The organism is Exiguobacterium sp. NPDC077395 (assembly GCF_050269125.1).
GTDB lineage: Bacteria > Bacillota > Bacilli > Exiguobacteriales > Exiguobacteriaceae > Exiguobacterium > Exiguobacterium aestuarii_A.
This window is the reverse complement of the sequence record NZ_JBNNHU010000002.1, coordinates 215,539-227,697: the sequence shown is the minus strand read 5'-3', so window position 1 is coordinate 227,697 and position 12,159 is coordinate 215,539. Positions and strand designations below refer to the sequence as shown.

Annotated in this window: 15 protein-coding genes and 1 riboswitch; of the genes, 5 read left to right on the top strand and 10 right to left on the bottom strand. The window is 49.0% G+C overall.

The genetic code is table 11. The features are described from left to right. Positions 1-20: 20 nt before the first annotated feature. The 4 genes from ACQKD4_RS11605 to ACQKD4_RS11590 are packed head-to-tail and all read right to left on the bottom strand — an operon-like array spanning position 21 to position 2,974. Positions 21-413 (bottom strand): RDD family protein, encoded by a 393-nt coding sequence (locus ACQKD4_RS11605; RefSeq protein WP_214695849.1) that lies wholly within the window; start codon positions 411-413, stop codon positions 21-23. Then, positions 410-1,057 carry an NAD(P)H-binding protein gene (locus ACQKD4_RS11600; RefSeq protein ID WP_074034187.1) on the bottom strand — a complete coding sequence of 216 codons (648 nt, stop codon included), beginning with the start codon at positions 1,055-1,057 and terminating at the stop codon, positions 410-412. The genes ACQKD4_RS11605 and ACQKD4_RS11600 overlap by 4 nt, the downstream gene beginning before the upstream one ends. A 34-nt stretch (positions 1,058-1,091) precedes the next feature. Continuing rightward, positions 1,092-2,396: a nucleobase:cation symporter-2 family protein gene (locus ACQKD4_RS11595; RefSeq protein WP_427373440.1), complete on the bottom strand. Its 1,305-nt coding sequence runs from the start codon at positions 2,394-2,396 to the stop codon at positions 1,092-1,094. Then, the gene (locus tag ACQKD4_RS11590; RefSeq protein ID WP_427373439.1) at positions 2,393-2,974 is read right to left on the bottom strand and encodes a xanthine phosphoribosyltransferase; all 582 of its coding nucleotides are present in this window, start codon (positions 2,972-2,974) and stop codon (positions 2,393-2,395) included. The genes ACQKD4_RS11595 and ACQKD4_RS11590 overlap by 4 nt, the downstream gene beginning before the upstream one ends. Positions 2,975-3,050: 76 nt before the next feature. Continuing rightward, positions 3,051-3,152, bottom strand: a riboswitch (purine riboswitch). Positions 3,153-3,278: 126 nt separating this feature from the next. Between ACQKD4_RS11590 and ACQKD4_RS11585 the strand changes: the two genes are divergently transcribed. The 4 genes from ACQKD4_RS11585 to ACQKD4_RS11570 all read left to right on the top strand — a co-directional run bounded on the left by ACQKD4_RS11585 (position 3,279) and on the right by ACQKD4_RS11570 (position 7,194). Beyond that, positions 3,279-3,887: an NAD(P)-dependent oxidoreductase gene (locus tag ACQKD4_RS11585; RefSeq protein WP_214695843.1), complete on the top strand. Its 609-nt coding sequence runs from the start codon at positions 3,279-3,281 to the stop codon at positions 3,885-3,887. A 60-nt stretch (positions 3,888-3,947) separates the two neighbouring features. Beyond that, complete coding sequence (locus ACQKD4_RS11580; RefSeq protein ID WP_074034179.1) at positions 3,948-5,501, top strand: ABC-F family ATP-binding cassette domain-containing protein; 1,554 nt, start codon at positions 3,948-3,950, stop codon at positions 5,499-5,501. 20 nt (positions 5,502-5,521) lie between these two features. Continuing rightward, positions 5,522-6,649, top strand: a complete 1,128-nt coding sequence (locus ACQKD4_RS11575; protein WP_427373438.1) for a DUF418 domain-containing protein — start codon at positions 5,522-5,524, stop codon at positions 6,647-6,649. 98 nt (positions 6,650-6,747) lie between these two features. Beyond that, positions 6,748-7,194, top strand: a complete 447-nt coding sequence (locus tag ACQKD4_RS11570; protein WP_427373436.1) for a GNAT family N-acetyltransferase — start codon at positions 6,748-6,750, stop codon at positions 7,192-7,194. A 2-nt stretch (positions 7,195-7,196) separates the two neighbouring features. Here ACQKD4_RS11570 and ACQKD4_RS11565 read toward each other — a convergent pair whose 3' ends face one another. The 6 genes from ACQKD4_RS11565 to ACQKD4_RS11540 form a co-directional block, all read right to left on the bottom strand. Then, entirely contained in the window at positions 7,197-7,718 is a 522-nt protein-coding gene (locus ACQKD4_RS11565; RefSeq protein WP_427373434.1) for a hypothetical protein, read from the bottom strand. 106 nt (positions 7,719-7,824) lie between these two features. After that, positions 7,825-8,754: a manganese-dependent inorganic pyrophosphatase gene (locus tag ACQKD4_RS11560; RefSeq protein ID WP_427373432.1), complete on the bottom strand. Its 930-nt coding sequence runs from the start codon at positions 8,752-8,754 to the stop codon at positions 7,825-7,827. Positions 8,755-8,848: 94 nt separating this feature from the next. Next, a complete protein-coding gene (locus tag ACQKD4_RS11555) occupies positions 8,849-8,983 on the bottom strand; it encodes a hypothetical protein (RefSeq protein WP_427373431.1) in 135 nt (44 codons plus the stop codon). A 97-nt stretch (positions 8,984-9,080) separates the two neighbouring features. Further along, entirely contained in the window at positions 9,081-9,362 is a 282-nt protein-coding gene (locus tag ACQKD4_RS11550) for a HesB/YadR/YfhF family protein (protein ID WP_074034990.1), read from the bottom strand. Positions 9,363-9,429: 67 nt separating this feature from the next. Next, complete coding sequence (locus ACQKD4_RS11545; RefSeq protein WP_214695838.1) at positions 9,430-10,389, bottom strand: LacI family DNA-binding transcriptional regulator; 960 nt, start codon at positions 10,387-10,389, stop codon at positions 9,430-9,432. A 10-nt stretch (positions 10,390-10,399) separates the two neighbouring features. Beyond that, complete coding sequence (locus ACQKD4_RS11540) at positions 10,400-10,633, bottom strand: hypothetical protein (RefSeq protein ID WP_214876283.1); 234 nt, start codon at positions 10,631-10,633, stop codon at positions 10,400-10,402. A gap of 232 nt (positions 10,634-10,865) precedes the next feature. Between ACQKD4_RS11540 and ACQKD4_RS11535 the strand changes: the two genes are divergently transcribed. Next, positions 10,866-12,149, top strand: coding sequence for an NCS2 family permease (locus ACQKD4_RS11535; RefSeq protein WP_214747100.1), 1,284 nt, complete (start codon positions 10,866-10,868; stop codon positions 12,147-12,149). Positions 12,150-12,159: the final 10 nt, after the last annotated feature.

Here is a 12,159-nt window from a genome sequence, read left to right as displayed (position 1 = left end):
AAAGAACTGACCAATATCGGTCAGTTTTTTTCACGTACATGCATATGGTAACGGGCATCGTGCGGTAACACGGCGCCTTCTTCTTGTTCGAAATGCGCACGGTCTTTCCAGTATCGCACCCCCGACAACGTATCACGGTAAAGGGCACGCTGTAGCGCCTGTTTCGCCGTGACAGCTGTGCCGTCATCATTTTTCAACTCGAGCCCCATCAACTTATAGCCAATGGTTTGTCCGCCTCGACTCATTTGGCAAGCTTCCATCGCGTATGTGAGCAGTGTCGGTGTGACGACTGCATGCATGAACTCGCTTTTCACTTTCTTTCGCACGAGTTGCTCCACGCCATAGCTGACGAGCCCTGCGATGACACTGTCAATCAAGACTGCTTTCGTTCGTTTCTTCGTCAATGAGTTCATCGGCTCATCCTCTGCATCATCCCCGACGTCAACACTTCGATCCCTTCGCCTTCTTCAGACGCCATGATCAACGCACGTGCGACATGCAGCGCTTGAATCGGTGCGACTTCTGGTGCCTTCTCCACTAACAGTGACTGGAACGGGCGACTGATGACCTCAGCCGCTTTTTCTCCGAGTCGGAATGAATCACGTTCGCCGAGTAACAACGAAGGACGCGCGATAATCAGATGATGGAAGTTGAAAATGCGCAATCCGTTTTCAAGCTCCCCTTTTACCCGATTATAAAAGAAAGACGAACGTAACGATGCGCCTTGTGCCGATACGACCGCATAGCGTGTCGCACCATGTGCCTTGGCGATACGAGCGACTTCAAGCGGCAGCTCTAAATCGACTTGTTTGAATGCTTCTTGTGAGCCAGCGACCGCGATCGTTGTGCCGAGTGCACAATACACGTCATCGATGTGTGGAAGTGAAGCATCCATCTCCTCGAATCCGACGACCTCGTGTAGTTTCGGATGACTCCATCGCTTCGAGCGACGGACGACAATCCAGACCGACTCATAACGGTCACTCTCTAACAACTGTTCCACCAATTCGCGGCCAATCAAGCCGGTCGCGCCTACGACAAGTGCAGTTTTCCCCATTCGTGACTCCTCCTAGACTACTATTTCCTTCAGTCTAGCTGACTTGTCGTTCTTCGGCAATAATCGTCGCGGGACGGAAGCGGTCCATCATACGGAAAAATCCGTTCAACAGGAGCGCTGTGAACGAACCTGCCACGATGGCACTATCTGTGAACAATTGAAGCCATTCCGGCATGTTGGCGACAATCGCCGGGTTAGCGGTGATGCCGAGTCCGACACCAATCGAGAGTGCGATGGTAATCAAATTCTCGTTTTTCGAAAAATCGACCTGACTCAGAATCCGAATGCCGGAAGCGGCGACCGTTCCGAACATGACGAGCATCGCCCCACCTAACACAGGCTTTGGAATCAATGTCGTGAACGTGGCGACTTTCGGAAGGAAACCGAGCAAGATGAGTAACCCACCTGTCCAGAAGATGACACGGCGCGATTTTACACCTGACAATTGAACGAGTCCGACATTTTGACTAAACGTCGTGTAAGGGAAGCTGTTGAAAATCCCTCCGAGAATCGTTGCGACACCTTCCGCACGATACCCTTTCGTCAATTCGTTCGCACCAATCGGCTTTTTCGTGATATCGCTGAGCGCCAAGAATACACCGGTCGATTCAATCATCGAGATAATGGCGACGAGCGTCATGACGAGGATGGCGGACACATCAAATGTCGGCATCCCAAAGTAGAACGGTTGAACCATTTGGAACCAACCCGCTTCCCGGACAGGACTGAAGTCCACGAGACCGAGCGAAGCAGCAACCCCTGTTCCGATGAGGACGGCAAAGAGGACAGCAGCGGCGCGTGTGAAGACAGTACCGACACGGTTCAAGATGAGAATGAGTAAAATCGTCAAACCACCTAATCCGAGATTCTGCATCGATGCGAATCCAGGCTCACCTGGCATCCCGCCACCGATGTCATTAATGGCGACCGGAATCAGTGAGAGACCAATGATCGTCACGACCGAACCGAGAACGACCGGCGGGAAGAAACGTGCGAGCTTCCCGACAAATCCCGAAATGAGGATGACGATGAACCCACTGGCAATCAACGCGCCATAAATAGCCGTAATTCCATTTGCGCTTCCAATCGCGATCATCGGACCGACCGCCGTGAACGTACATCCGAGGACGACCGGCAATCCAACACCCGTAAAGCGTGTCGTCCATACTTGTAAAAGCGTTGCCACCCCACACATGAATAAATCAATTGCCACGAGATAGGCGAGCTCGGTCGGACCAAGCCCGATGGCACCACCGACGATGAGCGGGACGATGGCTGCTCCCGTGTACATGGCGAGCAGATGCTGAAATCCGAGACTTGCCGTCTTAAATGTATTCATCGAACGACCTCCACGAATGAGATGTGGTCTTTCTCCAATTTCGCGACGCGCGCTAGCGATTCGACGCGATAACCACGCTCAATCAGTTTATCGCGCCCTGGTTGGAACGATTTTTCGATGACGATGCCAACACCTGAAACTTCTGCACCTGCCGCTTCGACGAGTTGTGTCAGCCCGAGTGCCGCTTCCCCGTTCGCGAGGAAGTCATCGATGACGAGAACGCGTTCGCCTGGTAAGATGAAACGTCGGCTCAAGCTGATGCGGTTCGTCTCCTGTTTCGTGAACGAATAAACATCCGCTTCGACGAGGTCGTCTTGGAGCGTCAGCGATTTCCGCTTACGCGCGAATACAAACGGGACGCCCATCTCAAGCGCCGTCATCATCGCTGGCGCAATCCCACTCGATTCGAGTGTGACGATTCGGTCGATTTGAGCGTCTTTGAAACGTTCTGCGAACTCTTTGCCGATGGCTTGCATGAGTACTGGGTCGACTTGATGATTCAAGAAGGCGTCGACTTTCAACACTTGGTCGGATAAGGCCCGACCCTCTTCACGGATTTTGTCTTCTAACTGTTTCATTGTTTTCCCTCCAATAAAAAATGCGATTCGTCACCCCTCATCGGGAGGCAACGAACCGCATGGAAATCAACGACAGCATACGACAAGCGCCACCCGTAGTCGAACCATTTACGGTAGTTCGGTAGAGACTTGCGGACCATATTTCCGCTGATATACGAGTGCGAATCTATTTATTTAAGATAAACTTTATTGTAGACGAGCTGACGAGAAATGCAATAGGTTGCAATCAAACGGCGAAATGTTCGATTTTTCTGAAACTGCTGTATACTGTATGTATTGGATATGAGAGAGGAGCCTTGCCCTTATGAAGTTATTCGTATTAGGCGCAACCGGTCGGACCGGACATCAATTCATCGACCAAGCCATCGAGCACGGTCATGACGTCACCGCGTTCGTACGTGAACAGAAAAAGTTGATTCGGACCCCACAACTTGAAATCATCGAAGGCGACTTATATGACATCGATGCGTTAACAGAAGCGATGCACGGTCATGATGCGGTCATCAGCTGTCTCGGAACGGATTTGAGCGATCCGGACTTTTTAGCGAGTGTCACGGACAAGCTCGTCCCCGCGATGAAGACGAACGGCATCTCTCGCGTCGTCTATTTGGCCTCAGCCGGGATCGACAATGAGATCCCGGGACTTGCAGGGAAAGCCATTACGTTCATGCTCCGGAAACCGCTACGTGATCATCGGGCAGCCGTGGACCTATGGCGCAACTCGTCATTCGATTATACGATTGTGCGCCCGATGCAATTGACGGACGGTCCTCGCACCTCGACGTATCGTACGGCCATCGACGAGGTACCGGATAACGGGAAACACATCTCACGGGCAGATGTCGCCCAGTTCATGCTTCACGCCATCGAAGAGAATGAACATGTACGGGAGTCGGTCGGACTGGCGTACTAATTTGATTGGATTCATGCTACAATATCGGGTAGTTTACTTTGAAAGGAACGAAAACGAATTATGAGTATATTAACGGTACAAAACTTGAGCCACGGCTTTGGTGACCGCGCTATTTTGAACGATGTCTCTTTCCGCCTCTTAAAAGGGGAACACATCGGTCTCGTCGGAGCGAACGGTGAAGGAAAATCGACGTTCATGAACATCATCACACGCAAACTGCAACCGGATGAAGGGAAAATCGAATGGGCGAAAAATGTCCGTGTCGGTTACCTCGATCAACATGCGGTGCTCGAGCGCGGGATGACGATTCGCGACGTCTTGAAAGGTGCTTTCCAATACTTGATCGACATGGAGACGCGCATCGGCGAACTCTACATGGAGATGGGTGACGCGACACCTGAACAGATGGAAGACATGCTCGCTGAAGTCGGTGAACTTCAAGAGACGCTCGACTCGAACGACTTTTATATCATCGATGCGAAAGTAGAAGAAGTCGCACGCGGTCTCGGTATTTTAGATGTCGGTCTCGACCGGGACGTCACGGATTTGTCAGGTGGGCAACGTACGAAAGTATTGCTTGCGAAGTTGCTTCTCGAGAAGCCAGATATCTTGCTCCTCGATGAGCCGACCAACTATTTGGATGAAGTGCATATCGAGTGGTTGAAACGCTACCTCCAAAACTATGACAATGCTTTCATCTTGATCTCACACGATATCCCGTTCTTAAATAGCGTCATCAACTTGGTCTACCATATGGAAAACCAAGAGTTGAACCGCTACGTCGGGGACTATGACAAGTTCATGGAAGTGTACGAGATGAAACGCTCGCAACTTGAAGCCGCTTATAAGCGTCAACAAGCCGAGATTGCTGACTTGAAAGACTTCGTCGCACGGAACAAGGCACGCGTCTCGACACGAAACATGGCGATGTCACGTCAGAAGAAACTCGATAAGATGGATGTCATCGAATTGAGTGCGGAGCGTCCGAAACCGGAATTCCGCTTCCTGCAGGCCCGCACGTCGGGACGCCTCATCTTTGATGCGAAAGGTCTCGTCATCGGATACGACGAGCCGCTCTCACGTCCGCTCGACCTTCAGATGGAGCGCGGTCAAAAGATTGCCCTCGTCGGAGCAAACGGAATCGGGAAGACGACGCTCTTAAAGAGCTTGCTCGGATTGATTAATCCGCTTGAAGGAACCGTCGAACGCGGTGAGTTTCTGGAGATGGGTTACTTCGAACAAGAAGCAGCAACGAGCAACAACACATGTATCGAAGAGATTTGGAGCGAGTTCCCATCACTCAACCAACAACAAGTACGCGCGATGCTCGCGAAGTGCGGACTCATGACGAAACACATCGAAAGTAAGATCTCCGTCCTCAGTGGTGGTGAAAAAGCGAAAGTTCGTCTTTGTAAACTTCTCAACAACGAGACAAACCTTCTCTTACTCGATGAGCCGACGAACCACTTGGACGTCGACGCGAAGGAAGAGTTGAAGCGTGCGTTGAAAGAGTACAAAGGAAGTGTCCTCCTCATCAGTCACGAACCAGAATTCTATGAAGATATCGTCACAGACGTCTGGAACTGTGAGTCGTGGACAACGAAAGTATTTTAATTCAGTAAAGGACGTGTCGTATGGCGACCCCAATTCAAACGAATGAACGGATTATTTTGTATGACATTATCCGAGGGTTTGCCCTCTGCGGCATTTTCCTCGTCAATATCCCGAGTATGCTCGGGAGCGACTGGATGTTTGGTCGTCCCGATTATTATGGGAGCGACTTGTTCGTTCGCACGCTCTTTGACTTGTTCGTGCAGACGAAGTTTTATACGATTTTCTCCCTGTTATTCGGGATCGGCTTTTCGATTTTCCTCGAGCGTTCTTACGCTCGTGGCGAATCGGTCAGTCGTTACATACGCCGGATTTTGATCCTCTTCTTGTTCGGTCTCGCGCACTTGGCGATTTGGTCAGGTGATATCCTCCATACGTACGCGATGTGGGGCTTATTGCTTCCACTTTTCTATAAGTTGAGCAACCGTGCCATTCTGACGTGGGCATGGGGCTTGTTGATTGGAAGTATCCTTCTGTTGTATGGAACTTCCGCGTTAAATGAATGGAGCATGGGTGGAAGCTATTATGGTGGCATCCCATTCCCTGATGTATTCAATCAAGGCTTCGGTGCCTGGTTCGATTATCGATATTCCATCGAAATCTTTAACGCCTTCTCCAACTCGTTCGTGGTCGGTTTCGAGATTCTCAGTCTATTCTTATTCGGACTGTATATCGGACGTGAACGAAAACTCCTGACGTGGCGTTTAGAAGGCTTGATGCGAACGGCCATCATCTGTGCCGTCCTCGCCCTTCCATTCTTCGGCGTGATCATTTGGTATCATTACGGTGAAGGGTATGCATACTTTTGGCTGAACTTGTTCGCCGTCTTGATTTCCGGGAAGTTACTCGCCACGACTTACGTCTGCCTGTTCACAGTAGCCGTTCGTAAAGGTCGTACGTTCGCGCCGCTTCAAGCGCTCGGACGGATGGCACTCACGAATTATTTGACGCATACGCTGATCGTGTTCTTACCGGTGATCGCACTCGGTGCGTACGGGGCGCTTTCTTTAACCGAAGGGTTATTCCTCAGCATCGCAATCTTGATTGTCCAGGCATTCTTCTCGATGTGGTGGCTGAAGCATCACCGTTACGGACCATTTGAGAAGCTATGGCGCTTAGGGACTTATGGAAGACAAACGAAATCATCCTAAGATCGGACTTCATTGTCCGGTCTGTTTTTGTACAGGTAGGAAATCCCAGATTCACATGCTATTCTGATGAAGGATTTTAATGTAGAAAGGGTGAGTGGATGAAGATTGTTCAACAGTGGAATCAGGAAGATCGCGAATATATTCGACAGCGATTGATTGAATATAATGCATCTCAATTACCGGATGAAGTGAAGCACCCCGTCGAACATGTGAGTTTCATCGTTCGAGATGACGACGATCAGATTGTCGGTGGGGTGACTGGTACGGTATTTTGGTACACGATGCACATTCATTTCTTATGGGTGGACGAACAGCTTCGGGGAGAAGGATATGGAACGAAATTGATGAAGCGTATTGAACAGTGCGCCATCGAGCATCAGTGCGGTCTCATACAACTCGACACGTTCAGTTTCCAGGCACCTGACTTTTATATCGGGCTCGGTTATGAAGTCGTTGGGGTGATCGAGCACCACCCGACAGTAGAGCATCAACAATATTATTTGAAGAAACGACTCAATGAATCACATTATAAAGAAAAGGGGTAAGCTCAATGCTTATCCCTTTTCTTTAATAATGATTCACTTGGATTAGTCAATTTTTTCTTCTGAAATAAGACAATAAGGATACTGACCCAAATGGTTAAGCCGCTGTACATCAAAAATGTGTTCAAATTGAAGAGTTGATTATTCATGTACGTCGAGAAAACGTCACTTGTAATTGATTTGGCATAGGCCAAATCACCTCTTCCTTCTTGGTTCATTACAACATCGATAACGTATGTTCTATATTTTTCAAACTCATCTTGTTGATAACGATATCCACTGATTAGCAAAACGGGAAGAGCGACAACTCCAATCGCCAACCATCGTCGGTCGACAGCTTCGATCAGGTTGGTCCACCCCGACACAATCGGCAGAAAGAATAGCAACAACACAGGTAAAAAGATTAATCCCAAATTTCCGTTTCCTGAGATTTGTTTCGGATGCGTCGTCATCAGACTTCCAAAATAAACAGCTACACCGCATGTGAAGAGTAACGCAAGTAACAGGTATACACGCTTACGATTCATAAGAATTTCCCTTCTCTACAGAATGAAGTGTTCAAACCATTTCGCTCTCTAATTATACCATTTTTATACAAAAAGAACCGTTGCGCTCATGCAACGGTTCGATTCATTATTTTGTTGCCGCTTCAGTTAAAACCGGCACGATTTGCTTCTTACGTGAGACGACGCCAGGAAGTGTCGCCAATCCGTTTTGAAGCGTCACGTTGAACGCTTGTTCGAAGAGTTCTGGTTTTGGTCCGACGACAATCGCTTCTGAGTCGTTCGTCAAAATGTTCGTGATGGCGAAGACGAACAAGTCTAAGTTTTTCGCCGCAACCGTGTTCGCGATCGCCGCTTCAACTTCCTCTTTACGGTTCAAGACATCATTCGCATCGACCGCGTTCACTTGCGCGATCTCGACACGATAGTCACCCATTGCGAATTCTTTCGCATCGAGTGAGATGAGCTCTTCAATCGTTTTTTGGCTAAGGTCTGCACCGGCTTTGAGCATCTCAAGCCCGTATGCTTCTGCATCGACGCCAGCAATCTCAGCAAGTTCTTTCGCTGCTTTGATATCCTCGTCCGTGCATGTCGGTGATTTGAAGAGAAGTGAGTCCGAGATGATGGCTGAAAGCATCAAACCGGCCATGTCTGATGCGATTTCGACACCGTGCTCTTTATACAACTTCAATAAAATCGTCGCTGTACACCCGACTGGCTCGGCACGATAGTAGAGCGGGTCTGCCGTTTGGAAGTTCGCGATGCGGTGGTGATCGATGACTTCAAGGATTCGCACGTCTTCGATGCCGTCTGCACTTTGCTGGAACTCGTTGTGGTCGACTAAAATGACTTCTTCTGCCTCACCTGTTACGCTTTCAATCAAACGTGGTGCCTTCACGCGGAAGTGATCGAGTGCGTATTGCGTTTCCCCGTTCACTTCACCGAGACGGACTGCTTCTACGTCCATCCCTAATTTCTTTTTCAACTCGGCATAGGCGAGCGCTGATGTGATTGTATCGGTATCTGGATTTTTATGTCCGAAGACTAGTACTGTACTCATATCTCATTCTCCTCACTAAATAGTTTTCCCTTATCCATTATAACGTCCACGGCATTTCTTTCAATTCCCCAAACAAAAAGAGCCGTGTCGGCTCTTATGATTGTTCGTCTTCATCTGTCTCCTCGAGGTCGGAATGATCTCCTTTTGAATCTTCTTCGTGGGATATATCCGGTTGATCTCGTTTCAACTTCTTTTTTTCTTCTTGTTCACGCTTTTCTTTGTCTGACATATCGTGTCATCCTTTCGAAAATCCGACTTGTCGTAATCTGTTCCCCAAGCCAGATTTCGTCAAACGACATTTCATCAAACGTAAACAAACTGAAACGTCAGGCTTGAACGAAGACGATTTCTTCTCCGCGAAGTTCGACTTTCACGTCTTGTCCTTGGAACAACCACTCATCTTGCTCCGCCACGACGAAACGAATGCCGTCTTCTTCGGTCTCAACAGCCGCATTGTTCACGTCTTCTGTGATGACTCCCACGGAGAAACCGTGCGTCAAGTCTGTCGAGCCCCCGTATTTTGCAAACAAACGAACCGTTTGACCCGCTTCGACTTCCATTTCTTCTTTAAACCATTGGAGCGCTTCTTCTGTTACTTGAATCTTCATAACATTTCCTCCTCTCGACTACTTCTTTCATTCTAAACGTTTCAAAAGAGTCGAGCGAGGATGTTGCCTAAAGTGTCATTCCCGCTTGATAGCTGACGGTCATCCCGTGAATCTCTGGAATGGCTCCGTTCATTTCAGCGAGCGTCGTTTCAAACAGTTGACGACCAATCTGTTCATTCGGAGAAAGCATCGTCGACAGTCCGAATGCCCGACTAATCGGATGTCCGTCAAACCCTAGCATGGCGACTTCCTCAGGAATGGAGATGTTCCGTCGTTGCATCTCCCCTAAAAATCCAAGAGCGACATAATCAGACGAGAAAAAGAGCGCTCGAGGACGCTCTTTTTGAGAGAGGAACGTTTCTGCTAACCGAATACCATCCTCACTCGTCAAATAACCGGTCCAAATCCATTGCTCACGCGCATGCGCTACTTCATCGAAATAGGCTTGCTGACGCGCAAGGGAGCTCGGACTATGGCTTCTTGACAAGATGATTCCAATCTCTTCATATCCATGCTCCTGTAGCACATGAATACCTGATACGAACGACGCATAATGATCGACATGGATGGATGAGATTGTCTCCGGTGCGCCGACGGTCGCTACGGCAATCGGTCCATACGCACGATACGTCTCCATTTCCTTAAAGGACATTTCGTGCGACAAGACGATCGCCCCATCGACTTCGCGATGCTTCAATAAATCGAGTGCTTGTCGCTCCTCACTCAGCTTATACTCCGTCTGCCACATGACGAGTCGGTAATCGTGCTCGAGGGCCGCTTTCGCGAGCCCGTTGACGAAGAGACCGTAATACGGATGATCCATATAAGGTAAGATGACGACGACGCGTTGTGTTTTCCCCGTCGACAACGTCAACGCCTGTTGATTTCGCAAATACCCGAGTTCTTTCATCGCCGCATGGACACGGGTCCGTTTTTCCTTCGATACATACGGATGCTCGTTCAACACGCGCGAGACCGTCGTCACCGATACGTCAGCGTGCTTCGCGATATCTCGAATGTTTGCCATTCGCCCCACCTCAACTTGTCAGTCTTTGCATATAGTGTACCCACTCTGCTTGCTGACTGTCACCTCTTTCGACGACTTGACTTCGAATCGCTTGAACGAGACGGAAGCGCTCCTCTAACGGCAAATGAAGAAACTCTTCCTGGAAACGGGTACACAACATTTTTCCAAACGGCGTATACAACTGATTGATGACGAGTTCGTATACGATTCCACTGCACCATGTCTTCCATGTTGTCGGTTTCATATCGGTTCCCCTCCCTTTGTCTATACCGTATCTTCTGAAACGCGTTTCAGAGCAAGGTCTTTTTTGAAAAAAGTTTATTTATTCGTAAATTTCATTTTTCATGTTTTTTACTCAAAACAATTGACTGGAATCAAACATTTTTGTATAGTCATCAAGTTGATAACGTTAATTTAAACATTTTTCTCAATTAATGTTCGGAAATAGACCGAAATAAGGAGTTTTATCGATGAATATTTTTCAACTGAAACAACATGGTACGAATGTTAAACAAGAAGTGACAGCCGGAATCACAACGTTCGTGACGATGGCGTACATCTCTGTCGTCAACCCGGCCATTCTATCTGATGCTGGGATTCCATTTGCTCAAGCTTTCACGGCGACAATCATTGCCATCCTCATCGGGACAGGCTTAATGGCATTTTATGCGAACTTGCCGATTGCTGTGGCACCCGGGATGGGGCTCAACGCCTTCTTCGCTTACACGCTCGTCGCCCAAGAACAAATCGCACCATCCGCCGCACTCGGCGTCGTCTTCGTCTCGTCCGTCTTCTTTTTAATCTTGTCGCTTTCTCCGATTCGGACGAAACTGATTCAAGCGATCCCGACTTCGCTGAAACATGCGATCACGACCGGAATCGGTCTTTTCATCGCTTCGCTCGGATTGAAGTTATCGGGATTGATTGTCGCAGATGAGGCAAACTTGGTGCGTCTCGGTGACGTATCCTCACCAGAAGTGTTACTCGTACTCGGTGGTTTAATCGTCTCGGCACTTCTCTTCTCACGAAACGTACCCGGTTCTTTACTCATCGGGATGGTACTCACCGGAATCGCGGCTTACTTCATGGACATCTTACAAATCAACGGTGTCACGGCAATGCCGACACTTCCAGAAGGGCTCATGGTCAACCCGGTAACAGCATTTAGTGATGTCATTCAATATGGATTATTCGGTGCCGTCCTCTCGTTCTTCCTCGTCACATTGTTCGATACGACAGGTACACTTGTCGGTGTCGGGAAACAAGCCGGTCTCTTAAAAGAAGACGGAACGATTGAAAATGGTCACCGTGCACTCTTTGCCGACTCACTTGCCACAATGGGTGGTTCACTCGTCGGGACGAGTCCTTCGACGGCATACATCGAGTCTGCAGCCGGTGTCGCACAAGGTGGACGTACGGGTCTCACAACGGCCGTCGTCGCTGGTTTGTTCGGATTGACGCTCTTCTTCAGCCCGCTCATCGGTGCCATCTCTGGCGTTGCGGCGATCACAGCTCCTGCACTCATCATCGTCGGGGCGCTCATGTTGACGAACGTACGTTATATCGACTGGAGCGACTTTAGCGAATACTTCCCGGCCTTCATGACGATTTTGATCATGCCGCTTTCAGGAAGTATCGAACGCGGGATCGCATTCGGGTTCATCTTGTACCCGATCTTCAAAGCGATGAACAAAGAGACGGTTCACCCGCTCATCTATTTGTTCGGCGCACTCTTCATCTTGGAAATGTTCTTCCTATAATTTAGACACA